This window comes from Pseudomonas ovata, from assembly GCF_003131185.1.
GTDB classification, from domain to species: domain Bacteria; phylum Pseudomonadota; class Gammaproteobacteria; order Pseudomonadales; family Pseudomonadaceae; genus Aquipseudomonas; species Aquipseudomonas ovata.
Genome location: NZ_QFFU01000004.1, coordinates 204,277 through 228,730, shown reverse-complemented (window position 1 = coordinate 228,730; position 24,454 = coordinate 204,277). Strand labels below are relative to the sequence as shown.

Sequence of the window (24,454 nt, the reverse complement as noted above, 5' to 3'; positions counted from 1 at the left end):
CGCCCCTGATCAAGGATTCAAAGCCTGCGCCATGACGCCGGCTGTCTGACTGTCCACGGGCCCGGGCCGGTCAGGGCAATGCTGGCAAACAAGACGATGAACAGCCAGCCGAACTGGCCCTGTTCCAGGCTCCAGTCCGGGTGCACCACCAGCAGTGCGACCAGCAGCAGAAACAGGATCGGCAGGCAGGCCAGGCGCGTGGCGACGCCCAGGATGATCAGCAGTGGACACAGGATCTGCGCGAACAGCGCCGCCAGCAGCGTGACGTGCGGACCCAGGCCCAGCGGGTCGTCGATGTGCTGCAGCTCCTGGCTCCAGTTGAGCAGCTTGGGCAGGCCGTGCAGCTTGAACATCAGCAGCGCGGCACTGACACGCATGAACAACAGGCCGAAGGCCACGGAGCGGGGAAAGGGCTGGAGAGTCAGCATGGCAGGCGCTCATGGAGGAATGAACGCCGGACTATGGCAAGCACAGATAAGCAATGATTGAGCGGATGTGCTGTGGCACCGCACGTAGGAGCCCACCCTGTGTCGCTGATACCGCGCCAAGCCGGCACGCTGTCGCGCATCAAACACCGATCGGTAGGAGCGCGCTCTGCCCGCGACCGGCTGCGTTAGCAGTCGTAAAATTTCAGCGTTTCGCAGATTTCCGTGAGCGCTTCGCACTCAATCGCCGGCAAGCCGCCTCCCACAAGCGGTGAATTTTAAACTCAATAAAATCAATAGCTTATTTTTATGAGAGCCCACCCTGTGTCGCTGATACCGCGCCAAGGCGGCACGCTGTCGCGCATCAAACACCGATCGGTAGGAGCGCGCTCTGCCCGCGACCGGCTGCGTTAGCAGTCGTAAAATTTCAGCGTTTCGCAGATTTCCGTGAGCGCTTCGCACTCAATCGCCGGCAAGCCGCCTCCCACAGGCGGTGACTTTAAAATCAATAAAATCAATGAGTTATTTTTTGTTAGAGCCCATCCTGTGTCGCTGATACCGCGCCAAGGCGGGTGATCGCCTGCAGCCGGATCAGCCGACCTTGAACCGGCCTACCAGCTCTTGCTGGAACTCGGCCAGGCGCGCCAGTTCCTGGCTGGTGACGGCGGTCTGCTGGGCGCCGGCGCTGACCTGGATCACCAGGTCGTTAATCTCATTGACGTTGCGGCTGATGTCGTCGGCCACCGCGCTTTGCTCTTCGGCCGCCGAGGCGATCTGGATGTTGCGGTCGCTGATGCCTGACACCGCCTCGGCGATTTCGGCCAGCAGGTCGCCGGTGCGGCCGATATTGCGTGCGCCCGCCTGGGCCTTGTCGAGGGTCTCCTGCATCGAGTCGGTGGCGCGATCGGAGCCGGCCTGGAGCCGGGCGATCATCTGCTGGATATTGCCCGTCGATTCCTGGGTCTTCTGCGCCAGCGTGCGCACCTCCGAGGCCACCACGGCAAAGCCGCGACCGTGATCGCCGGCCCGGGCGGCCTCGATGGCTGCGTTCAGGGCCAGCAGGTTGGTCTGGTCGGCGATGCCGCGAATCACGTCCAGCACCGAGGAAATCGAATCGCTTTCCTGCTTGAGCTCATCGATGATCTGCGCGGTGTCCTGTGCCTGGCTGGACAACTGCCGGATCAGTTCGATGGTGGTCTGCACTTCGCTGCTGCCTTGCGCGGTGTTGCGATTGAGCTGCTGCGACAGTTGCGCCGCGTCGTTGGTGCTCCTGGCCACATCGCGCACAGTAGTGCTCATCTGGGTGATGGCCGTGGCCACCAGCTCGGTACTCTGGCGCTGTTGCTCGACGCTTTGGCTGGTCTGCACCGTGACCGCCGAGGACTCTTCGGCCGCCGTGGCCACCTGTGCGGTGGCGTTGCTGATTTCCTGGACGACACCGGTGATTTCCAAGGCCATGCGATTGAGGTTGTCGCAGATCTGCCCGAACTCGTCACGGCTCTGATAAGTGGCGCGGGCGGTCAGGTCGCGTTGCGCCAGGCTCAGCAACACGCTGTTCACGTCGGCCACGGCGACGTTGATCATGCGGATGATCAGGTACGACAGCACCACCACCGCCGCCAGGGCGAACAGCACGGCCGCCAGGGTCAGCCACAAGGCGCGGCTGGCCTGGTCACGCGCCTGGGCGGCCAGGTCGCCCACTTCGTTACCCAGTGCTTCTTCGACTTCGCTCATCAGGTCGATGCGCCGGGTGGCGGTTTCGAACCAGGTTTCGGCTTTTATCCCCAAGGCCTGGCCCAGCGGCAATTCAAAGGCCAGGCGTTGCAGGCGCGCCACCTCTACAGCACTCGGGTCCTGCATCCGCGCATCGAGCTGGCGCAACTGCTCATCCGAGGACTTGCGCCAGAAGTTTTCCGCGTAGGCGCCAAACTCGCCCAGGTTGCGGCTGAAGCGTGACAGCAGGGCGGCATCGAAGTGGTCCTGGCTGAACACCAGCCCCAGGATCACCCGCTCGCGACCGGCGCGCTCTTTCATTTCGATAAACTGATTGAGCGCGCTCAGTGCGTGAATGATCGCCGGCTCGTTGATATTGGCTTCCAGCGAGTGGGTGTAGCTGACCAGGGCCTGGATGGTTTCGGTGTAGCGGGTGCCGGAGTCGGTGCTGGTCATGGCCTGCGCATCGACCTGCTGGCGGGTGCCCGGCAGGGCTTGCAGCATCGTGAGCGCCTTGTCGAGCGGCACGCTGTCGCCATCGGCCAGCGTACGGGTGGCGGCCAGCGCCTGATCGGTGTCCTGGCGCAGGCGCGTCAGGCGGTCGCCCATCGAGCGGCCCTTGCTGCTCAGAAAGACCCCACTGGCGCCACGCTCGCGTTGCAGCGTGGTGATCAGGCGACTGATCTGGTGCGCGGTGGTGCTGGCCGTGACGGTGTTGTTCATGTCGCGCAGGGTCTTGTAGTTATCGACCATGAACAGCGTGGCCAGCCACAGAAACCCCAGCAGCGGCAGCAGCAGGATCAACAACAGTTTGGTACGTAACGGTGCATTTCTGAGCATGGGGCTGTCGCCTTTTGGTGCATGGGCCTGGCGCATTTGCGCCATGCGCCTTCCTTTCAGGCCTTATCGTCACGGCGTGCAGAAAGCTGAAGGTCGGCGGTCACGAGCGGTCATGGGGGGGGATGCCAGAAGCATGCCCACAGAGCGCAGTCTGCGATGCTGGCTGGCAATCCGCCATTGACCTGGATCAGTAACCGGCCAGAACCACGTGCGTAGCATGGCGGCCTGAGCGATCGGCCTGTGTGCCGCCGCCTCTCCCTACCAGCCAAACAGTGGCCACCCCGTGAAAACTGCCAGCCCTTCCGGTTTTTCTGCCGCGCCCTCGAACGAGGGGGCGATCCTGCCGGCGTACCAGCCCAATCGCTGGGGCGCGCACCTGCAAACCCTGGCCGGGCTGTTCTGGCTGCTGCAGGCCGGTGTGCTGGCGTGGACGGTACAAGGGCTGCTGGACGGGCGCGGCATGGCGGTGGTCTGGCCGGCGGCGCTGGCGCTGCTGGGGCTGGGCGCGCTGCGCACCTTGAGCGACGCCTGGGGCGGGCGCTGGCTGTATTGCACCGCACGCCAGTACCTCGGCACCGTGCGTGCACACGCTGTCACCGCATTGGCCGACCGCTCGCCGCTGGACACCCGGCGTGCGCCGTCGGGCCTGGCCGCCAGTGTGCTGGCCGAGCAAGCCGAGGCGCTGCTGCCTTATCTGGTGCGCTACCTGCCGGTGCGGCAACGGCTGATGACCCTGCCTGTCGTGATTGTGCTGGCGGTGGCCTGGTTCAGTTGGCTGGCGGCGCTGGTGCTGCTGCTGGCCGCGCCCCTGATTCCGCTGTTCATGGCCCTGGTGGGCTGGCGCGCCAAGGCCGCCAGCGAGGCGCAGTGGCTTGAAACCGGCAACATGAATGCCTTTCTGCTCGACCGCTTGCGCGGCTTGAGCACCTTGCGGGCCTTCGCCGCCGTCGAGGCCACCGCCGAGCGCTTACAGGCTTCGTCGCTGTCGCTGCGACAGCGCACGATGCGCGTGTTGCGCATCGCCTTTCTGTCGTCGGCAGTGCTGGAATTGTTCTCGGCCCTGGGCGTGGCGCTGGTGGCGGTGTATATCGGCTTTCACTTGCTGGGTTATCTGCCGTTCGGTGCCTGGGGGCAGACCCTGAGCCTGGGTCAGGGCCTGTTCGTGTTGCTGCTGGCGCCGAGCTTTTTCGAGCCGTTGCGCGACCTGTCGGCGGTCTGGCACGACCGCGCCTCGGGCGTGACCGCCTTGCAAGCGCTGGAGGCGCTGAGCGAGCGCGGCACCGCCTTGCCGCCTGCCGCGCCGGTCGATCCCCAGACGCCGGGTCTGGTTGTGCATATGCAGGGGGTCAGCGTTCGTCATGCGGGCGCCGCCCGGCCTGCCTTCGAGTCGTTGTCGTTGCAAGTGGCCGAGGGCGAGCACCTGGCGATCACCGGCCCCAGTGGCGGTGGCAAATCCACCGTGCTGGCGACCATCGCTGGCCTGTTGCCGTTGCAGGCCGGCCACCTGAACCTGAATGTGGCGCCGGGCGCCATAGGCTGGATCGGCCAGAAGCCGCACACCTTTGCCGGGTCCGTGTACGACAACGTGGCGCTGGGACGGCCGGGCGTGGACCGTGCGGCGGTCGAGGCCGCGCTGGCCCAGGCGTGCCTGGCGCAGGTCGAGCAGGCCCGTGCCGGGCAGGTGCTGGGTGAGGGCGGTCAGGGCTTGTCGGGGGGTGAGGCGGTGCGCTTGTCATTGGCGCGGGTGGCGGCCGACCCGTCGGTCCGGCTGATCCTGGCCGACGAACCCACCGCCCACCTGGACCGGCAGAGCGCGTTCGAGGTGATCCAGGCCCTGCTGCAACTGGCGCGCGGCCGCACCCTGATCGTCGCCACCCACGACCCGGTGCTGGCCGCCGCGATGCAGCGCCAGGTGCCGCTGCAGGCACTGTGTCAGGCCTCTGTCGCTGGCCCGGTCAAGGCCGTGAATGAGGTGCTGTCATGAGCCGCCGTGCGTTCGATGCACTGTTGCCGGTCGCCCGTTTGTTCTGGCAGGCACGCGGCCGGTTGTTGCTGGCAGGCGCCGGGCTGGCGGCGCTTACCGTGCTGTTCGGCATGGCGCTGCTGGGACTGTCGGGCTGGTTCATCAGTGCCACGGCGATTGCCGGCCTGAGTGCGGCCACGGCGCTGGCCTTCGATGTGTTCATGCCCTCGGCCGGGATTCGCTTGTTCACCCTGGGCCGTACCGCCGCCCGTTATGGCGAGCGCCTGGCCACCCACGACGCGACCCTGGCGGTGCTGGCGGCGTTGCGCGTGCGGCTGTTCATCGGCTGGGCACAGCCGCAGGCCGCCCGCGAGCTGGCCTTGCGCCCGGCCCGGCTGCTGTTTCGCCTGACCGGCGACATCGATGCACTGGATTCCCTGTACCTGCGCGTGCTGGTGCCGCTGCTGTCGGCATTCGCCGCGACCCTGGCCGCAGCGCTGACGCTGGGGCTGATCAATGTCGGCCTGGGGCTTGCCGTGTTGCTGTTGATGAGCCTGGTCACGCTGATCGTGCTGCGCAGCACCTGGCGGGGGGCGCTGCGTCCGGCGCAGGCGCGGGCCCGGGCCACTGAAACCCTGCGTGCCCAGGCCGCCGACCTGGTGGCGGGGCAGACCGAATTGCTGATGGCCGGGCGCTTGCCGGCGCAATGCGAACGCCTGCGCCAGACCGATGCGCGCCTGGCCCGCTGCGACGACCGCCTCAATGCACTGGACAACCGCGCCGCCGTGGCCTTCGGCCTGTTGAGCACGGTGTTGCTGGCGTTGACCGTGCTGGTCAGCGGCTGGCTGGTGTCGACCCGGGTCATCGAAGTGCCGGTCGCGGTGCTGGCGGTGCTGGTCGCCCTGACCATGACCGAACCCCTGGCCGCCCTGCGCCGGGGCGCGCTGGAACTGGGCCGTACCACCCTGGCGGCGCAAAGGGTCGGACCGGTATTGGCTACCGACCTGCCAGCGCCCATGCCTGCTGAGCCGCTGGCCGCTGATCAACCTGTACGTGTGCAGCAGGTACACGTTCGCCACCCTGGCGCGGCACAGGATTGCCTGCACGGCATCGACCTGCAGCTCAAGGCCGGCGAGCGGGTGGCCTTGGTGGGCAGCAGCGGCGCGGGCAAGTCGTCACTGATGGCGCTGCTGACTGGCGAATTGCCGGCCCGCCTCGGCCGCGTGCAGATGGGCAGCCCTTACGGCTGGCTGACCCAGCGCACCGAACTGTTCCAGGACAGCGTACGCGACAACCTGCTGCTGGCCTGTCCACACGCCGGCGACGACCAGCTCAGGCAAGCGCTGGCCCATGCCGGGCTGGCCGACACATTGCGCGCCTGGCCCGCCGGGCTCGACACCCGGCTGGGCGAAGGCGGCCTGGGCGTGTCCGGTGGCCAGGCCCGGCGCCTGGCACTGGCCCGCCTGCTGCTGCGCGAGGCGCCAGTGTGGCTGCTCGATGAGCCCAGTGAAGGGCTCGATGCCGACACCGCAGCCGATGTGCTGCGCCAGCTCGACCGGCTGGGCCAGGGCCGAACCTGGTTGCTGGCCACCCATTTGCGCCGCGAGGCGGCTCTGGCCGACCGGCTGGTGATGCTGCACGGCGGGCGTGTGATCGCCGCCTGGCCACGCGGCAGCGCCGGTTATGACGCGGCCCTGGCGGGCCTGCGGCCTGACTGATCCACCTGTTTTCGATGACTTGAATACAACCCTTCTGGAGGTAAATGGCATGGACCTGGACATAGTCAGTCTGTCGCGATTGCAGTTCGCGCTGACGGCGCTCTACCACTTTTTATTCGTGCCGCTGACGCTGGGGCTGTCGATTTTGCTGGCGATCATGGAAACCCTCTATGTGATGACCGGGCGCACGATCTGGCGGCAGATGACCCGCTTCTGGGGCGTGTTGTTCGGCATCAACTTCGCCATCGGGGTGTCCACCGGGCTGGTCATGGAGTTTCAGTTCGGCATGAACTGGAGCTACTACAGCCACTACGTGGGTGACATTTTCGGCGCGCCGCTGGCCATCGAAGGGCTGATGGCGTTCTTCCTGGAGGCGACCTTCATCGGCCTGTTCTTCTTTGGCTGGGACAAGCTCAGCCCGGTCAAGCATTTGCTGGTGACCTGGCTGATGGCGCTGGGCACCAACCTGTCGGCGCTGTGGATCCTGATTGCCAACGGCTGGATGCAGAACCCGGTGGGCGCGGCGTTCAACCCGCAGACCATGCGCATGGAAGTCAGCGATTTCTACGCCGTGCTGACCAACCCGGTCGGCCAGGCCAAGTTCGTGCACACCGTGTCGGCCGGCTACGTGTGCGGCGCGATCTTCGTGCTGGGCATCTCGGCGCTGTACCTGCTCAAGGGCCGGCATGTCGAGCTGGCCAAGCGCTCGATGACCGTGGCCGCCTCCTTCGGCCTGGCGGCCTCGCTGTCGGTGGTGGTGCTGGGTGACGAGAGCGGTTACCTGTCCAGCGAACACCAGAAGATGAAGCTGGCCGCCATCGAGGCGATGTGGGAAACCGAGCCGGCCCCGGCCGCCTTCACCGCCATCGGCTTTCCTGACCAGGCCGCGCGGGAAACCCATTACGCCATTCACATTCCGTGGGTCATGGGCCTGATCGGCACGCGCTCGCTGGACACCGAGATGCCGGGCATCAAGGAACTGGTGGTCAGCGCCGAGGCGCGCATTCGTCGTGGCATCCTGGCTTATGACGCGCTGGAAAACATCCGCGCCGAGGGCTCGACCACGACCATTGCGCCGGCCCTGAAAGAAGCCTTCGAAGCCAACGGCAGCGAGCTGGGCTATGCCTTGCTGCTCAAGCGCTATGTCGACGACCCGCGCCAGGCCACCGAAGCGCAGATTGCCAAGGCGGCCTGGGACACCGTGCCGCAAGTGGCGCCGCTGTTCTGGTCGTTCCGGGTCATGGTGGCACTGGGCATGTTCTTCATCGTGCTGACCGCCACGTTCTTCTGGCTGTCGGCGCGCCATCGCCTGGACCAGCACCGCTGGCTGCTCAAGCTGGCGGTCTGCGCCATTCCGCTGCCGTGGGTGGCCATCGAGGCCGGCTGGCTGGTGGCCGAGTACGGCCGCCAACCCTGGGTCATCGAAGGCGTGCTGCCCACCGCCGTGGCCGTGTCCAACCTGGGGGTGAAAACCCTGTTGCTGACCATCGCCGGCTTCGTGGCGATCTACAGCGTGCTGCTGGTGATCGAGCTCAAGCTGATGATCAAGGCCATCCAGCACGGTCCGGACCCGGAGCCGGCCCAGGCGAGCGTCGCCACCCCGGCCGCGCTGGCCGCCCGTCAGCCTGTCCCTGTCCTTGCGGAGTGAAACCATGATCCTGCATGAGTTGCTGAACTACGACACTTTGCGTGTCATCTGGTGGGTGCTGCTGGGCACCTTGCTGATCGGCTTTGCCGTGATGGACGGCTTCGACCTGGGCACTGGTGCGCTGTTGCCCTTCATCGGCAAGACCGACCTTGAGCGGCGGGTGATCATCAACGCCGTGGGCCCGACCTGGGAAGGCAACCAGGTGTGGCTGGTGCTGGGCGGCGGCGCGATCTTCGCCGCCTGGCCGCAGCTGTACGCGGTGTCGTTCTCGGGCTTTTACCTGGCGATGTTCATCATCCTGGTGGCGCTGATCCTGCGTCCGGTGGCGTTCAAGTACCGCAGCAAGCGCGAATCGAAAACCTGGCGCAACGCCTGGGACTGGGCGCTGTTCGTCGGTGGCTTCGTGCCGGCGCTGATCAGCGGCGTGGCGGTGGGCAACGTGCTGGTCGGCGTGCCGTTTCGCCTGACCCCGGACATGCACATTCACTACGACGGCACCTTCTTTGGCCTGCTCAATCCTTTTGCCGTGCTCTGCGGGCTGGTCTCGGTGAGCATGCTGGTGACCCATGGCGCGGCCTGGCTGCGGATCAAGACCGACGGTGCTGTCGCCGCTCGTGCCCGCACCGTGGGCAGCATCAGCGCCCTGCTGACGGTGGTGCTGTACGCGGTGGCAGGGCTGGCGCTGTGGACCTGGATCGACGGCTACAGCATCACCTCGACGATCAACCCGACCGGCCCGTCGAACCCGCTGTTCAAGACCGCCGTGGTGGGCGAGGGCGTCTGGTTCCAGAACTACGCCCAACATGGCTGGACCCTGATCGCACCGGCCCTGGGCTTTATCGGCATGTTGCTGGCCTTCGTGCTGATGCGCGCCCGGCGCGACAACCTGACGATCCTGGCCAGCGGCCTGGGCATCGCCGGCATCATCGTCTCGGTGGGCGCCTCGATGTTCCCGTTCATCCTGCCGTCGACGGTGGATGCGCGTTTCAGCCTGACCGTCTGGGACTCGTCCAGCAGCCACATGACCCTGTTCATCATGCTGGTCAGCACCGCGATCTTTTTGCCGCTGATCCTGGCCTACACCACCTGGGTCTACAAGGTGCTGTGGGGCAAGGTCGACACGGCCGGCATCGAAGACCCCAGCAAACACGCTTATTGAGAGGAGATGACTATGTGGTATTTCGCCTGGCTGCTCGGCCTGCCCCTGGCCGCCGCCTTTGCCGTGCTCAACGGCATGTGGTACGAGATGACTGAAGACAAGAACGCAGGCACTCATCACAAGACATGACCTGCTGAATGGGATGCTCTTGCGTAGGAGCGCGCTTGCCCGCGACCGGCTGCGTTAGCAGTCGTAAAATTGTGGCGTTTCGCAGATTTTGAAAGTGTTCACAGCCGTAAAATTGTGGCGTTTCGCAGATTTTGCGAGCGCTACGCACTCGGTCGCGGGCAAGCGCGCTCCTACAAAGTTTTGGAGTTGTTTCATGAAAATTGCTTTCTTCAGCGCCCAGCCCTACGACCGGCGCTTTTTCGATCAGGCCCTGCAACGGGATTTTGCCGACGCGGGCCTTGAGTTCACTTACCTGGCTCCGACCCTGAGCGCCGACACCGTTGCCCTGGCCCAAGGCTTCGAGGCCATCTGTGTCTTCGTCAACGACCAGCTCGATGCCGGTGTGCTGGCCACGCTCAAGGGCTATGGCGTCAGCGCGATCCTGCTGCGCTGCGCCGGTTTCAATAACGTCGACCTGGACGCGGCCAAGCGCCTGGACCTTTTCGTCGCCCGGGTGCCGGGTTATTCACCCGAGGCTGTGGCCGAGCACACTCTGGCACTGGTGATGACCCTCAACCGCCACACCCACCGCGCCTATAACCGTGTGCGTGAAGGCAACTTCATGCTCGACGGGCTGCTGGGTTTCAATCTGCATGGCAAGACCGTAGGGATCATCGGCACCGGACAGATCGGCCTGGCCACCGCGCGCATCTTCAAGGGCTTCGGTTGCCGGGTGCTGGGGTTCGACCCGTTTCAGACCGAGGCCTTCAAGGCACTGGGCGAGTACGTGACGCTGGAGCAACTGCTGCCCGTGGCGGACATCGTCAGCCTGCATTGCCCGCTGCTCGACAGCACCCGCCATCTGATCCGCCACGAAACCCTGGCACAGATGAAACCCGGCGCCATGCTGGTCAACACCTCACGCGGCGCACTGATCGACACCCTGGCGGTGATCGAAGCACTCAAGTCCCGGCAACTCGGCGCTCTGGCCATCGACGTCTACGAACAGGAGAGCCAGCTGTTCTTCCAGGACCGCTCGGGTGATCACATCGACGACGAAGTGTTCCTGCGCCTGACCACCTTTTCCAACGTGCTGATCACCGGACACCAGGGGTTTTTCACCCGCGAGGCACTGGAGCAGATTGCGCAGGTAACGCTGGAAAACCTGCGCTGCTTTACAGAGCGTGTGGCGTGTGAGAACCGGCTGGCCTGACGGTTGTAAAAAGCGTCGGATTCTCTGGCCAGTCAGCCTCTTGAAGCGCTGCGGGACTTGCACCTTTCCTGCTACCTGCCCGGTCTGTCACGGTCGATTGATGACCGTTCGTCTGCTGTGCTGCACTCGGGCGCTTATGGCATTTCCAACGCATAACCCATAAGCGCAAGAGGTACGTATGGAACATCAGGAACTGGAACGCGAAGTACTGACCCGCCTGCTGCATGCCCACCCCAATGGCCTGGGCAAGGAGATCCTGGATAACTACCGTGGCGAAAAGGCGGTAGTGGAGGTGATAAGACGTTTCCAGCATGAGAACTTCATTCACGGTACTCCGGTCGACCCGCACAGTTCGACCCTGGAGTTTCCGATCAAGCTGACCAGTGCCGGCGTCGATGAGGCCAAGCGCGTAGACGTCCAGTAGCAGGGGGGCAGTGTTTGCTGCGCAGCACAAGTGCGCGGCACCCAGGCGGCTGGCAGGTTACGTTGGGCCAGCCGCCCGGTTCGCTGAAGCCAGGGCTCAGACCTGAATCACGCCGATCATCACCGCAAATACCAGCATCACCAGGCTGGCGCCCCAGGCCCAGAAAAAGGTAAAGGCGATGTGCTTGCGCAGTTCCACCCCGGCCAGGGCCAAGGCGAGGTACACGCTGGGCACCACGGGGCTGATCGAAAAGCCGGTGTTCTCACCGATCAGCATGGCCCGTGCCACCGACTCCAGGGGCACGCCGGCCGCCATGGCCACGTCGCGGATCACCGGCAACAAGGCAAAGTAATAGGCGTCGGGCGAGAAGATCATTCCCAGCGGTACGCCGAAGGCACCGACGATTACGTGCAGGTATTGCGCCGACCCTGCCGGCAGCACATCGATCAGCGCCAGGGCCATGCCGTCGGACATCTTCGCGCCTGACAACACGCCCAGCAGCACGGCGGCGGCCATCATCACCATGACCATCTGCAGCGCATCCCAGGCGTGTGCCTTGAGCCGTTCAGCCTGCACATCCAGCGAAAAATTCAGCGGCAGGGCAATGCCCAGGCCGACGATAAAGCAGGCGTACAAGGGAAAGATACCGGTGAACAGGCACGCCAGGATCGCCACGGTCAGGCCGACATTGAGCCAGTAGCGCAGCGTTGTCGGCGACAGCGCGTACTCCCTGGGATCGGTGTGCGTGGCCTCGAAATCGACGGTGGCCGCCGCACTGAGCGAGCGTGCCTGCCGGCGTTGTGCACGCAGGCCCAGCACGCCGGCAATCAGCAGCATGCACGCCAGCCCGACCACCTGCACCGGGATCAGGCCCAGCCACAACTGAGTGGCGTCGAGCCCCGAGACGGCGGCGGCACGGGCCGTGGTCCCGCCCCAAGGCACCATGTTCATGACCCCGGCGGTGGTGCCCACCAGGCAGAGCAGCAACAGCGGGCTCATGTTCACGCGGCGATACAGCGGCAGCAGGGCCGGAATCGTCAGCAGAAAGGTAGCCGCGCCGACACCGTCCAGATGCACCACGGCCGTTGCCAGCACGGTGACCAGCGCGACGGCCAGGGGGCGGCCGCCGGTGCTGCGGATCAGAAAGTTGACCAGCGGATCGAACAGGCCACGGTCGCGCATGATGCCGAAGTACAGAATGGCAAACAGAAACAGCGCCGCGGTGGGGGCGACGGTCAGCAGCCCGCTCTTGATGAACTCGCCAATCTGCTGCGGCGAAAAGCCGGCCACCAGGCAGATGGCAACCGGAATGGTACTGAAGGCCACCACCGGACTGATCCGGCGCAGCAGAATCAGGGCAATGATGCCCAGCATCATGATGAAACCCAGCAGGGTGATCATAGGTCTTGCCTCAGCTTGTTTTTATTGTCGGGGCGATCAAGGGCTCTATCTGTCAGCCCGGTGCTAACGGGCAGGCGGCGCGGGTACACGCATCGACAGCAGCAGGTAGCTCAGGCTCTTGCCGTGGCGGTCCAGGCCGGGGCTCTGGTTGACCCCGCCTTCCAGGGCGTTTTCCAGCACGAAGTTCAGCGCCTTGAGGGTGTCCAGCGTGTAGCGCTTCACGCTGTCGGGACGCCGGCTGGCGAAGTGCTCGGCCACCCGTTCGGCGGTGACTTCACGGGCCAGCCAGGCGTAATGCGCCTCGTCGAGCGGGAATACGGCAATGCTCAGAATATTGCCCTTGTCGCCGGCGCGGGCGTGGGCGTAGTCGGCAAGCGTCACGAGTGCAGTCATCAGTACCACTCCAGACGGGTTTGGATTTCACCACGCGCGATCAGAAAGCCCTGGGTGGTGATGCTTTCGCTGAGGTGCCGGCGCACGCCGCCGCCGCCAGCAGGGCCATTGGTGTACAGCGACTCGACTTCGGCCAGCAGGGTGTTCACCAGCGCCCGATCCGGGTTGATCAAGCCGACCCGTACGCGCACGTCTTCCAGGTCGGCGGCGTGGGCCAGGCGCTGGGTGAGGTACTCGCCGCGGCTGTCGTTGAACAGGCTGGCAACCCCTGACAGGTCGATCCAGGGACGCACCTGCGGTGCCAGCGTCTCGAACCGCTGCAGGAGGATTTCACGCGCCAGGGCCGCACGCTGGAGCGCGCCGGGACCGGCATAGGAAATCTCGGCTTCACCGAACCACAACCCGCGCAGGCCGACCAGGCCCTTGAGCTGCGCCGGTTGCGGATGACCCTGAATACCGGTGATTGCCACCCGGTCCGGACCCACCTGGCTGACGCAGGCTTCACCCAGGTCGAGCAGCACGTCGGGGGTCAGGTACGCGCGTGGATCGTGAACCTCATACAGCAGCTGTTCCTTGACCGTGCGCTCGGTCACCAGGCCGCCGCTGTCGCGGGTCTTGGTCATGACCAGGCGGCCGTCTTCGCTCAGTTCGGCAATCGGGCAACCGAGGTTGGCCAGGTCCGGTACGTCCTTGATGCCCGGATGGGCAAAGTAGCCACCGGTGACTTGCGTGCAGCATTCGAGCAGGTGCCCGGCGGCGGTGGCGATGGCGATCTTCTGCCAGTCATCGGCGGCCCAGCCCAGCCCGTGGCGCGCAGGCCCCACGGCCAGCGACGGATCGGCGACCCGGCCACAGATCACCACATCGGCACCCTCGGCCAGCGCCTGGGCAATGCCGTCGGCGCCGGTGTAGACGTTGATCGACACCTGCCGCTCGACAGGCAGATCGGCCGGCAACCAGGCCTGCAGTGAGGCCGGGTCGGCGGGCAGCAGGTCATCGCCCAGTACGCAGGCGATGCGTGCCGGGCGCGTGCCGCCATCGAGCAGCGTGCGCAGGCGCTGCGCCGCCGCCTGCGGGTTGGCCGCGCCGCCGTTGGTGATGATCGGGATCCGGTGCTCCAGGCACAGGTCGAGCATCGGTTCGAGAAAGTCGAACAGCCGCTCCGAATAGCCCGCCTGCGCATCGCTGCGCTTGCGCAATTGCGCCTCGGCCAGGGTGCGCTCGGCCAGCAGCTCGAGCATCAGGTAACGCTGACCCGGCAGGCGTGCCAGGTCCTGAGCCAGGCGCAAGGCGGCATCAGGCCGATCATTGGCAAAGCCGGCGCCGCAGCCGATGTGAATTGTTTTTGTCATCAGGTGCTCCAGTAAGTCTGTAGCCATGATGGCGCCGGCGTATTATTTTTAGTATTCGAAAGGTCTGAACAATTAATCCATTTCTTTTATAGGTCGCGCATGAACGTCTCCTTCCGGCAATTGCAGGCCTTTGTATGGGTTGCCGAAAGCGCCAGCTTTACCCGCGCCTCGGAGCTGGTGCACCTGTCCCAGCCCGCCTTGAGCTACACCATCCGCAAGCTGGAAGAGGCGCTGGGCTTGCAGTTGCTGGCGCGCAACACCCGCGTGGTCGAGCTGACCGCGGCCGGCCAGCACTTCCTGCCACAGGCACGGCGCATGCTGCAGAACATGGAAGATGCCGTGCGCGATGCCCGCGAAACCGTGGCCCTGACCCGCGGCATCATCCGCCTGGCGGCACTGCCGACCGTGGCCGCCTCGTTCCTGCCCCAGGTGATCGCCGCCTTCACGCAGGTCCATCCGGGCGTCGAAGTCCGCCTGCGCGACGGCCGCGCCGGCGAAGTGCTGGCGTGGGTGCAGAACGGTGACGTCGACGCCGGCATCAGCTCGTCACCGCACGGCGTGGCCGGCATCGATTTCGAACCGCTGCTGGACGACGACCTGGTGCTGCTGGTGCGCCAGGGTAAAGACGTGCATGAACAATGGCAGTCGCTGCCCTATATCGCCCTGACCAAGGACACCAGCATCCGTCCGCTGGCCGACAACGCTCTCAGGCACCTGGGCGTGGACACGACGCCGGTCTGGGAAGTGGCACACATGAGCTCGGCGGTTGCCCTGGTGCGTGAAGGGCTGGGTTTTTCCCTGCTGCCGGCCAGTTGCACGTCGGTGTTCAATATCGAACGGTGCATTACGCTGCCGGTAAAGCAGCCTGATCGACGGGTGATCGGATTGCTGGAGACACGCCCGGTGTCGCGCTCGCCGTCGATGGCGGCGTTTATGGTGTGTTTGCGGGGGTGGTGGGGGCGGTGACCCTGGATCACCTTTCCTTTAGCGAGGCCGCCGAACTCAAGGGATTGAGCGGAAAATGAGCAAACGGGCGTGCAAGCGTGGCTTTGTGAGTATCGATCAGACCGACAGCGTGCCCTGTCTAAGAGCGCATCCCCATCCAGATGACCGCCTCCGTCCATGCCGTCACGATGGGCGCCAATATCCTGAACCAGGGATCGCGCACATCAATCTGCGCTGCTGAGTGATCATGGTGGTGCTGCTCCTCCGCCACAATCGAAGTAATGGCCGCTACCGCAGGGCGGTCGGTGGTGGCCAGCACCTCAAGTTGATGCGCCAGGTGCCTGAGCACCACACTTTCAACCGCGACGGTCGTCGCGACAATGGCTTTGCGGCCACAGAGGCCAGTCAGCAGCCCCAACGCCAGCCCGCCGATGCCACACAACCAATAACTACGGCAGCGGGGATGATTGCGGCGTTGCAGTTCCTCCTGAAAAACCGCTCGATGACGACGCTCGTGGGAGAGGAATTCCTTGAGCTCATTCACCATGCCCGGGACGAAAAGCCGGGCCATGAACAACTGTCCGCTATAGATACAGATCGCGCCATGCTCGCCTGCATGGTCAACCTTCATCATGCGGTTGCCCAGGTCTTCGCTCTTGGCCGTGAAATGCGCTGAACTCACGTTGGGCTTTCTTGTTCGAGGGGCTTGGTCATCGGCCTGTCCTTGCCAGGGAAACCGGCATCGTGCTTCAGCAACAAGCCAAGACGCAAGCGCAGTCGTTGTTACACGGCCTGGACCGATTGCCGCCCCTCGCCTGCGTCACACCACTGCGGCTCCCATCGCTCTGGCGCGCCAGGCATAAGCCAATACCATCAGCAGCCCCAGCGCAGCCATCGCCGCGCCGGCCAGGGAAATTGCCGGATAACCCAGTCCCGCGTTGATTACCGCTCCGCCCAGCGCAGCACCCATCGCGTTGCCAAGATTGAACGCGCCAATGTTCACCGCCGAGGCAAGATTGGGCGCGTCCTTTGCTGCTTCCATGACGCGCATCTGCAGCGGCGGCACCAGGGCGAAACTGGCGATACCCCAGATCAGGATGGCCAGCGCCGCCGGCAGCCTCCACTGCATCAGCAGGGTGAACGCCAGCAAGACGAGAATCAGCACGCTTAGCGAGACGATCAAGGTGCGATCTATCGAGCGGTCGGCGGCCTTGCCGCCCCACATATTGCCCAGCGTCAACCCCACACCAAAAAGCATCAGCATGGCGGTGATGTAGACGGTGGAGCTACTGGTTTCGCTGCTGAGGATCGGCGCGATATAGGTGAAAACGGTAAACATTGCGCTCGATCCAACGACGGTCAGCGCCAGCGCGCCCAGCACCGGACCACGCCCCAGGACCCGGATTTCGGCCATTACACCGACGCTTTGCGGCGTCTTCAGGTCAGGCAGGGCGAACCACAACGCGGCCATGGTGATCGCGCCGAGGCCGGTAATGCCCCAGAAAGCGGTGCGCCAACCAAATAGCTCGCCAAACCAGGTGGCCATCGGCACACCGCCGATGGTCGCCAGGGTCAGGCCCATGAACATCGCCGCCACCGCCCCGGCACGCTTCTCCGGGGCGACCACGCTGGCGGCGACGATAGAGCCGACGCCAAAAAATGCACCATGGTTCAGTGAGGTCACCACCCTGGCGACCATGAGGCTGTAGTAATCGGTGGCCAGGGCCGACATCAGATTACCCAGGGTGAAAATCGCCATAAGCCCGATCAGCAGATAGCGCCGGGGAATCCTGCCGGTGGTCAGGGTCATCAGCGGTGCGCCGAGCAAGACGCCCAGCGCATAAGCACTGACCAGCAAACCGGCGGCGGGAATGGAAACGCCCAGATCCGCCGCGATACCCGGCAACATGCCCATGGGGGCGAATTCTGTGACGCCGATGCCAAAGGCACCGATGGCGAGCGCGACAAGTGGTGGGTTGATACGCATGGAAGGCTCCTTATCTATGCCGCCAATGCTACGATCCAGGCTTTTCAGGCGGTAGATGGGATTTTTGGCAATCACCTTTGCGCAGGAGGCACAAGTGGATTTCAACGGCAGGTCAGGTGAAATGAGTGTGTTCACCACCGTGGCGCAGGAAGGCAGCCTGTCGGCCGCCGCACGGGCACTGGGCCTGACACCCTCGGCAGTCAGTCGGATCATCGCGCGCACCGAGCAACGCCTTGGCACCCGCCTGCTGCTGCGCACCACCCGGGCGATCACCTTCACGGCCGAGGGCGAAGCGTTCCTGCGTGGCGCCCGGCGTATCCTGGCCGACATGGACGAGGTCGAAGAAGCCATCGCCGACCAGGGCGTACCCAGGGGGCGATTGCGGGTCAGTGCCGCCCTTGGCCATGGCCGGCTGGCCATCGTGCCCTTGGTTGCAGCATTCAGCGTCCGCTACCCGAACATCGTCGTCGACCTCAGCCTCGGCGACGAAGTGGTCGACATTCTCGGCGGGCAGGCCGACGTCGCCGTCCGCTTTGGCCATCTGCCCGACAGCCCGCTGACCGCACGCAGGATCGGCGAAACCGGCCAGGTCGTGGTGGCATCGCCCGCGTACCTGCAGCGCCACGGCACCCCCCAGGAACCGCAAGACCTGCTACAGCACAACTGCCTGCGCTTCAACTTCCGGCGTGCCGAACCCAACTGGCCGTTCATCCGCGATGGAAAAGAATTTTCCCTCAAGGTCAGCGGCAATATCGAATGCAGCAGTGGTGAAGCACTGGCACAACTGGCGCGAGCCGGGGCCGGCATTGCACGCATTGGTGAGTTCAGCGTGAGCGAGGATCTGCAACGTGGTGACCTGATCCCGCTGCTGGACGCCTGGAACCCCGGGGACCGGGAACCGATTCATGCCGTGTTCGTCGGCGGCGCGGCAATGCCGGCGCGGGTGCGATTGTTTGTGGATTTCTTGCTGGAACATCATCGGATGTAGGGGGGATGTTGACGGTGCCGGGGGTGGGGGGAGGTAAACAGCGTGAGCGCGTTCAGGCTACCGCTACTGGCTTGCGCACCGATTCAACTACCAGAGAGCTTTTCCTGTCTCTTGATACATCACTGCGCGGACTTGACCGTCCGTTTGAATTCGACTTGACGAGCAGGCTGGGTGTCGTTGAACGACTGGATTCGACCCACTGCTGACCTTCAGGAAGGGCACCTGACGGCTAGAAGCAGCAATTTAATGGGTTGAATTGGCCTCTCTATGGAGCATATATTGGAGGCAGCAGCATGAGCTGCGACACCACCTACCATAGGTAGACGTAACCATGAACCGCCCTAAACCCAACACCACAGCCCTAGAGGAGAGCGCTTATGCTTCTCCGGCTGAGTCCTGGGGCGAAAAGGAGGTAGCTCGCGAGATTGCGCTGCTGGAAGCGCATGTTCATGAAGACAGGATCAGTCGGCTGATCGACGAAGCGCATGTTGCGGTAGAGGCTAACAATCACGTAGGACTCGAAGGCCTCCGCTACGAAATCCTCCCAGTCAATATCGAGGACGAGCTTAAGCAAAGCTATCTGGATTACGCGATGAGCGTAATCATAGGTAGAGCGCTGCCTGACAGCGAAGCAGTGAAGACTCTCCGTGAGTTATCGCATAGAGGGATGTCGCTTTTCACAAGCTTTGCGCACCGCCTTTCAGCAGCCATTGCCATCAATCGCCTACAATTAGCTGCCCTCACCTTCATGAGTCTCAGTAAAGCTGCTGAGATCGCTTGCAACCGAATACCTCTCTTCGCCTACGGTCCAGAACTCAGTGACTTCCGACATAGGCTCCGGTAACACCCGCCGCTTCAAAAAGACGTCCGACATCTTTTTTTAGAGGAAGGGTCAATCATGACTACCCGCATTACTTCGGCTGAGTACGAATCAGCCGCCACCATACGCTGTGCCCACTCTTGGGATCATCACGCTACACACATTGAGGTTTCGCATACGCACGATCACGATCCGATCGAGCATATCGTCGTCTGCGCCGAATGCGCTCGCCTTGCGGGACTTGTGCTGTGCAGCGCCTGCGACGATGAGTCGCTGCTAGTACATGCAGGCGCCGCATTTTGTGAAATGACTCCGGTGTACGCCCCTACTGAGCTGGTCGATGGCCGCTGCGCCAAACATATGGCACTGCGTCTTCAACCTGCGCTGACCAGCGACTTGTCTTCGCCGCAGGCTCGTACTGGCTGACGCCGATTTAAACCAAAGAAAAGGGTCGCCTACTGAGGCGACCTTCGCTGATTTCCCTGAGGCACCGAATTTAAGTGCCAAACCGCGCGCCATAGTCCACTTGCAGATCTTCAACGCGGATTCCTGAGTATTGGAATTGCGCTCCAAACGTACATCCGTCAATGTTCCCAGCAGCATCATGTGACAGAGGTATTGGTAGACCCTCCCTAGGATCAAACCGTCCAATGCATTCTCCGCTCACCTGGAAGGGGCATCCGTTGTGAACCCCAAATTTCGAGAAACCACATTCGATGCTGTTGGTGTCGCGTGCGAACGCAGAGGGGTTGCCGAGCAACTGATCATTAAACGCTTGGTAGTGCAGCTCTCCGATCAGCTCTGTGACCATGTCGTCGTTTAACAATGATTGTGATTGATAACGCCCATCAACTAGAACCGCCGGAATGCGAAACTCGTTAAATAGCTTCATGAGTTCATCTTGGGTTCGGGTTGGGTAAGCCGACATCCAAGGTTGTTCGATTCTGAGTTCCAAAGCTTTCTTCATGATGCGCTGCACAGGCGAGATACCAGGATGTCGCTCAAGATTGATGAGTGCTTGCAGTCGTTCGGAAAGAATCTGATTGAGCCCTTTAAATTGGCAGGTTTCTAGCAAGTGATCGCAGAATGCCACATAGCGTTTTTGCCACCCCCCGTCCATATCCATGATGATCTCTGGCGCAGCTGCTAACGCCTCGGTTAGCGAATAGAAACGCCATGAGGGGTTCGATGCCTGCCATTCCTCAACTGTAGAAGGGATCAATGGCTCCCAACTTATCTGCAAAGAAAGATCGCACAGAATAGGGAATAGCTCGCGGGCGGACTCTCCGCAACGCCCCACAAACCAATCGTATGCCGCGGTGTAAACATCAGAAACATCTGATCTGTCCCATGCGACGTCCTGCGGCATTGAGAGGATCTGATTTCCGAAAGAGCGTTCAAGGAAAAAGGCGTGGCCTTCCAATATGTCCTTGGTACACAGCTCTCGTGGTCCCTGGGCTGTCGCGATCTCAGGGTTAATTTTCCACGGTTGCTCGATAAGTGTCAGTTTCAAAGCGTCAACTGTCTTAGCACCGGGGATAGTGATGAACCGAGCTTGGCTCATCTTATTCTGCTCCGAGAACACTAGGTAGAGGTAGCGAGCGTACTGATGTACGTCCAGTCTCGTATTGCAGTTGGCTAGGGGAATCCTCGGCCCGCCCATGACGGGCCACATCTCTTCCCATTTACGACGCATGAAGCCGGAAGCCTGCCTATAGCTACTCCATTGAATGTGGCCGTAACCTGTGAACAGTGTCTGGAAGTAATGGACGTGTTCATGGAAATATGTCAGTACGCTCCCGGTCGTTGCGGCTTCCGCTGTAAATTTCTCCACCTTATCGAAAAGGCGCACTTCCATCCGAGGGGTGAAAAACGTACCCAGTGTTGCATTAAGAAAGGAGTCCATTGCATTCCTACAATTTTTTACGGGCTCGGTGATAGAGCTGGAGCCGAGTTGATTTGATCGCCGCGCGCAGCTGCATGATTGAATTGGCTTTGATGTATTAGAGACCTATACTCTCTTGAAACGTCCGCTTTTGGCCGGACATCTTCGAATGGCCGCAATGACTCGGTAGGAGTGGGTCGCGGATGCCCCATTGCAGAGGACAGCTATCGGCTCATTGGAACACTTCGAAAAGAGCTGCTAATGGCCAGGTGCTCAATAATTTGGTAATGAAGCTCTGGCGCGATTCGCACAAGATTAGCGCACTAGGATTTCAAGCCGGTGACCATCGCTGCCGGCTTCCATTTTTACCATGGTGCATACGAGCGAATTGGGGAATCCGAGACTTAACTGCAACGCCTCCTGAATAACTTTCTCCAATTGCGCCGGACTGCACGAGCGCAGGCTTTCAGCCACGCTGGCATTAGGAGAAATGACAGCCTCATTGTTGATTTTGAGTGGGCGCACTTTTTGCTCGCAATAGTCAATGAGCTTTTCGCAGTTTATTTTTCTGCCATACCCGTTTTTGCGCCACCGATCGAGCCCAGCCGGAGACACGTCTGCGATTTCGCAGATCTTTTCCCGCGTTAGGCCATTCTCCTTGCGCAAGACCTCCACAAGATCTCCCATGCCGAGCACAATTTCACCAACAGTGGTCTTACCTGGAAAGCGGCGACTGTATTGGTCCTGGGTGAGGACTTCGAGCTTAGTGATAGCGTTTAGAAGTTCTTTCATGGCAAGGCACCTGTTTTATGTACATGGTGTCATACTAGTGTGACGTACTAGTGTTAGTCAAGTGCTGCTGGCTGCGGTCACCTTGGTGCCGAAGTTCGCTTGCACCGTGCGAGGGGATGGCCGCCTCTCCAGTATCGGTTGTCGACGGGGATCGGCTCTCTCAGATAGCCAGCAGCTTTTGCCCGAAAGCTGCTTGTTGCGACCGTCCTCTTTGGGGCGTTAGCTGCCCTTTTTGAACGTCCGCTATGGGCCGATTAGCGACAGCTGCTCCGACTAGCCATCCTTGTCCTTCCACACGTGGAGGACTTGTCATGCACATCATTGCTACCAGCATCCGTCAGCCCTGGAACAAAGGAAAACTGGTCGGGCAGAAAACCCCACTCCGACTGAGAGACATCTGGGCCATTCGAGTAAGGCTTCAAATTGCGGAAAAAACCCGAGATCTGGCTCTCTTCGATCTGGCCATCGATAGCAAGCTCCGAGCCTGCGACTTAACCACGCTCCGCGTGCGCGATGTCGCTCATGGTGAGCACGTCTCATCACGAGCTATAGTGATGCAGCAGAAAACCCAGCGGCCTGTGCAATTTGAAATCACTGAGCAAACACGGTCTGCTCTCGCGGCTTGGATACATCGGTCCCAGTTACGCAGCGAGGACTACCTTTTCCCTAGCCGGCTGCATACTTCAGACCATCTATCTACACGTCAATACGCTCGCATCGTCAAAGGCTGGGTGAAAGCCGTTGGCCTTGATCCAGCCATGTATGGCACGCACACAATGAGACGCACAAAGGCATCACTGATCTATCGTAGGACTAAGAACCTGAGGGCGGTTCAGTTGCTGCTCGGCCATACGAAGCTGGAGAGCACTGTTCGATATCTGGGGATTGAGGTCGATGACGCCTTGGAGATGGCGGAACAGACTGAGGTTTAACCATGTGTAGCGCCGGTCGAAGTCAGACCGGCGCTAACCGGCCAGAAGCGGTCATTGGGTGGCACATGGCGATCTATTCCGGGCCTAGCAATCCACCTTCATTCACGGTAATCGCTAAAGACAATGGTCAGGAAAGACATGAACTTCACCGACGAGTTAGTGGCCGCCTTCCCGGCAAGCAATCCGGTACCTCCAGTATTACGACAGGCCATGGAATTCCTGGAAGCCCTAGGCTGCGTCCGCCACTATAGGACCGGGGGCCGCTACATGACGTTGCATCCCGAACCTGAATACAACAACAGCGCTATCACCGCCTTTCACGTTCCGGACTCCGCCGATACTGCTCAATGGACGGCCTGCGAAGATCCCAGAGTAAACGAGCGGCTATCAATATTCCTCAGGACGGGTGGCGATGGATCGTGGGCAGGGTTGTGGCTGGACGACCACGATCAGCAGCGAATCGTCCATCTTGGCTCGGGCTCGGGATCAGTCATGCTCTGCGTCTTGACCAATAGCACGCAAGACCTGCTTCGCTTACTGGCTATTGGTTACAACGAGCACTGCTGGCCAGAGGAGTTTACGAGAACACCGGCCGAACTGCGCGAGCAGCAATACGCAGAGGATGACTACCCAGCACCACCTCGGGCATTGCGGGCGTACGTGGAGCGCACGCTTGGCCTCAGCGTCCCGGCGCGCGCATCAGATATCATCTCAAGCACAACAAGCATGGACGCGCATGAATCCAGTGATCCTTTCTGGAATTGGCTCAAACAGGTAAGAAATGATTGAAAGGTCCCGTCGCGAGCTCGACCACCATAAGGTCAAAGAATCGCAGGATTGTTCATCAAACCTTGGATTAATTGGTCGCTCGCAACGGGCGTAGACCAGCAAAAAATCGACGTTAGACACGTAAGCGCGAGCGGCCTAATCCAAGCTTCGAAGCCACGATAGGGAACGATATGGCAGGAGGGAACATCATCTGCGGCACCTTCCAAAGTGCTGACAAATCCGTTTCACACAACCTGGGTCGATAGCAGCTTTTTGCTAAAGGCAGCCATCGACCAACAGCACCCCCTGGGCGCCTTCCGCGTTGCGGGTTCAACAAAGGCGAGACCGCTCTGCGAAGACACCCAGGGTAAAGCAGGGCCCTTCGGCCGATGCTTACAGACCGACGGCTATTCCAGGCAGGCGTTCTGGGCTGGGAAATTAATACATGGCCAGAACGGACCCTGTCGACAGACAGTGTCAGGTGTCGTCCGCCAGGTAATAGAGAATGTACCCGGAATACACGAGAGAACCGGCGGCAACTTCTGCTTTGAAGCACTCTATGAGTGCATCCTCATCAGCAAAACCGTATTTCGGCAGTGCGTCGCCTGCAAAACCGGCAAGTCGCCACGCGTCGAAGCCATTGATCTCACCCTGCGCCCCAAAGTCAAAGTCTACTGTACCTGTGGGGAGGCTGACTGCGCAGCCATAGCCGTGCTTGAAGTAACGAACTCCGCCTTCTAGCTCTCCGTGCTGAGGGATGTCAGTCCCCACCCAATCTGTATTGGTCAAGGGCTGCGGGATGCCAGACCGATGCATCATGTCCACAGCGGTGCTAACACGTGCCTGGTAATCGCTTATCAAAATGGCAAGTTGGTTATTCATACAACCTCAGGTTATAAGCAACGCTGAATCCAGAAAGGCGGAGAGTAGCAGTCGACGCCGCTGACTGGCAGCTTCTGGCCGTTGTATGTCGCAATATT

Annotated in this window: 22 protein-coding genes and 1 pseudogene; 13 read left to right on the top strand and 10 right to left on the bottom strand. The window is 62.0% G+C overall.

What is annotated here, in order from left to right; translation table 11 throughout:
* Positions 1 to 17: 17 nt before the first annotated feature.
* Complete coding sequence (locus DGA31_RS08025) at positions 18 to 428, bottom strand: DoxX family protein (RefSeq protein WP_109512173.1); 411 nt, start codon at positions 426 to 428, stop codon at positions 18 to 20.
* 588 nt (positions 429 to 1,016) lie between these two features.
* Positions 1,017 to 2,978 carry a methyl-accepting chemotaxis protein gene (locus tag DGA31_RS08020; protein ID WP_109512239.1) on the bottom strand — a complete coding sequence of 654 codons (1,962 nt, stop codon included), beginning with the start codon at positions 2,976 to 2,978 and terminating at the stop codon, positions 1,017 to 1,019.
* A gap of 283 nt (positions 2,979 to 3,261) precedes the next feature.
* Between DGA31_RS08020 and cydD the strand changes: the two genes are divergently transcribed.
* The 7 genes from cydD (at position 3,262) to DGA31_RS07985 (ending at position 11,211) form a co-directional block, all read left to right on the top strand.
* A complete protein-coding gene (cydD, locus tag DGA31_RS08015) occupies positions 3,262 to 4,962 on the top strand; it encodes a thiol reductant ABC exporter subunit CydD (protein ID WP_206606829.1) in 1,701 nt (566 codons plus the stop codon).
* Positions 4,959 to 6,659 (top strand): thiol reductant ABC exporter subunit CydC, encoded by a 1,701-nt coding sequence (cydC, locus tag DGA31_RS08010; protein WP_109512172.1) that lies wholly within the window; start codon positions 4,959 to 4,961, stop codon positions 6,657 to 6,659. The genes cydD and cydC overlap by 4 nt, the downstream gene beginning before the upstream one ends.
* A 49-nt stretch (positions 6,660 to 6,708) precedes the next feature.
* A complete protein-coding gene (locus DGA31_RS08005; RefSeq protein ID WP_109512171.1) occupies positions 6,709 to 8,307 on the top strand; it encodes a cytochrome ubiquinol oxidase subunit I in 1,599 nt (532 codons plus the stop codon).
* Between the two features lie 19 nt (positions 8,308 to 8,326).
* Positions 8,327 to 9,466 carry a cytochrome d ubiquinol oxidase subunit II gene (gene cydB / locus DGA31_RS08000; RefSeq protein ID WP_206606832.1) on the top strand — a complete coding sequence of 380 codons (1,140 nt, stop codon included), beginning with the start codon at positions 8,327 to 8,329 and terminating at the stop codon, positions 9,464 to 9,466.
* Positions 9,467 to 9,472: 6 nt separating this feature from the next.
* Positions 9,473 to 9,595: a cytochrome bd-I oxidase subunit CydX gene (gene cydX / locus DGA31_RS07995; protein WP_421957952.1), complete on the top strand. Its 123-nt coding sequence runs from the start codon at positions 9,473 to 9,475 to the stop codon at positions 9,593 to 9,595.
* Positions 9,596 to 9,788: 193 nt separating this feature from the next.
* Positions 9,789 to 10,787 carry a 2-hydroxyacid dehydrogenase gene (locus DGA31_RS07990; protein WP_109512169.1) on the top strand — a complete coding sequence of 333 codons (999 nt, stop codon included), beginning with the start codon at positions 9,789 to 9,791 and terminating at the stop codon, positions 10,785 to 10,787.
* Between the two features lie 178 nt (positions 10,788 to 10,965).
* Positions 10,966 to 11,211 (top strand): hypothetical protein, encoded by a 246-nt coding sequence (locus DGA31_RS07985; protein WP_056841232.1) that lies wholly within the window; start codon positions 10,966 to 10,968, stop codon positions 11,209 to 11,211.
* Between the two features lie 96 nt (positions 11,212 to 11,307).
* Here DGA31_RS07985 and DGA31_RS07980 read toward each other — a convergent pair whose 3' ends face one another.
* From DGA31_RS07980 to DGA31_RS07970, 3 genes are all read right to left on the bottom strand, one after another.
* Positions 11,308 to 12,612, bottom strand: coding sequence for a CitMHS family transporter (locus DGA31_RS07980; protein WP_109512168.1), 1,305 nt, complete (start codon positions 12,610 to 12,612; stop codon positions 11,308 to 11,310).
* 63 nt (positions 12,613 to 12,675) lie between these two features.
* On the bottom strand, positions 12,676 to 13,005 hold the full coding sequence (locus DGA31_RS07975; RefSeq protein WP_177339479.1) for an AtuA-related protein: 330 nt from the start codon (positions 13,003 to 13,005) through the stop codon (positions 12,676 to 12,678).
* Positions 13,005 to 14,357 (bottom strand): acyclic terpene utilization AtuA family protein, encoded by a 1,353-nt coding sequence (locus DGA31_RS07970; RefSeq protein ID WP_109512167.1) that lies wholly within the window; start codon positions 14,355 to 14,357, stop codon positions 13,005 to 13,007. The genes DGA31_RS07975 and DGA31_RS07970 overlap by 1 nt, the downstream gene beginning before the upstream one ends.
* A 99-nt stretch (positions 14,358 to 14,456) precedes the next feature.
* Here DGA31_RS07970 and DGA31_RS07965 point away from each other — a divergent pair, with 99 nt between their 5' ends.
* Positions 14,457 to 15,323, top strand: coding sequence for a LysR family transcriptional regulator (locus DGA31_RS07965; RefSeq protein ID WP_056841236.1), 867 nt, complete (start codon positions 14,457 to 14,459; stop codon positions 15,321 to 15,323).
* Between the two features lie 118 nt (positions 15,324 to 15,441).
* On the opposite strand, the gene DGA31_RS07960 is transcribed toward DGA31_RS07965, so the two are convergent.
* Complete coding sequence (locus tag DGA31_RS07960) at positions 15,442 to 15,984, bottom strand: demethoxyubiquinone hydroxylase family protein (protein WP_241509549.1); 543 nt, start codon at positions 15,982 to 15,984, stop codon at positions 15,442 to 15,444.
* 138 nt (positions 15,985 to 16,122) lie between these two features.
* Positions 16,123 to 17,289, bottom strand: a complete 1,167-nt coding sequence (locus DGA31_RS07955) for an MFS transporter (protein ID WP_109512166.1) — start codon at positions 17,287 to 17,289, stop codon at positions 16,123 to 16,125.
* 94 nt (positions 17,290 to 17,383) lie between these two features.
* Here DGA31_RS07955 and DGA31_RS07950 point away from each other — a divergent pair, with 94 nt between their 5' ends.
* The 3 genes and pseudogenes from DGA31_RS07950 (at position 17,384) to DGA31_RS29560 (ending at position 19,523) form a co-directional block, all read left to right on the top strand.
* Complete coding sequence (locus DGA31_RS07950; protein WP_109512236.1) at positions 17,384 to 18,277, top strand: LysR family transcriptional regulator; 894 nt, start codon at positions 17,384 to 17,386, stop codon at positions 18,275 to 18,277.
* A 472-nt stretch (positions 18,278 to 18,749) separates the two neighbouring features.
* Positions 18,750 to 18,905: pseudogene (locus DGA31_RS30655) on the top strand (hypothetical protein); the annotation flags it as partial.
* Between the two features lie 270 nt (positions 18,906 to 19,175).
* Positions 19,176 to 19,523, top strand: coding sequence for a hypothetical protein (locus tag DGA31_RS29560; protein WP_152035004.1), 348 nt, complete (start codon positions 19,176 to 19,178; stop codon positions 19,521 to 19,523).
* A 70-nt stretch (positions 19,524 to 19,593) separates the two neighbouring features.
* Here DGA31_RS29560 and DGA31_RS07940 read toward each other — a convergent pair whose 3' ends face one another.
* Together DGA31_RS07940 and DGA31_RS07935 are read right to left on the bottom strand one after the other, a co-directional pair.
* On the bottom strand, positions 19,594 to 21,003 hold the full coding sequence (locus DGA31_RS07940; RefSeq protein WP_241509548.1) for a hypothetical protein: 1,410 nt from the start codon (positions 21,001 to 21,003) through the stop codon (positions 19,594 to 19,596).
* A gap of 294 nt (positions 21,004 to 21,297) precedes the next feature.
* A complete protein-coding gene (locus DGA31_RS07935; protein WP_109512164.1) occupies positions 21,298 to 21,774 on the bottom strand; it encodes a hypothetical protein in 477 nt (158 codons plus the stop codon).
* Positions 21,775 to 22,085: 311 nt separating this feature from the next.
* On the opposite strand from DGA31_RS07935, the gene DGA31_RS07930 reads away from it, so the two are divergent.
* Positions 22,086 to 22,706 (top strand): tyrosine-type recombinase/integrase, encoded by a 621-nt coding sequence (locus DGA31_RS07930; RefSeq protein WP_056841241.1) that lies wholly within the window; start codon positions 22,086 to 22,088, stop codon positions 22,704 to 22,706.
* Between the two features lie 138 nt (positions 22,707 to 22,844).
* Positions 22,845 to 23,495 carry a hypothetical protein gene (locus DGA31_RS07925; protein WP_109512163.1) on the top strand — a complete coding sequence of 217 codons (651 nt, stop codon included), beginning with the start codon at positions 22,845 to 22,847 and terminating at the stop codon, positions 23,493 to 23,495.
* A 456-nt stretch (positions 23,496 to 23,951) separates the two neighbouring features.
* Here the strand turns inward: DGA31_RS07925 and DGA31_RS07920 are convergent, their stop codons facing one another.
* Entirely contained in the window at positions 23,952 to 24,356 is a 405-nt protein-coding gene (locus DGA31_RS07920; RefSeq protein ID WP_109512162.1) for a DUF6896 domain-containing protein, read from the bottom strand.
* Between the last annotated feature and the right edge of the window lie 98 nt (positions 24,357 to 24,454).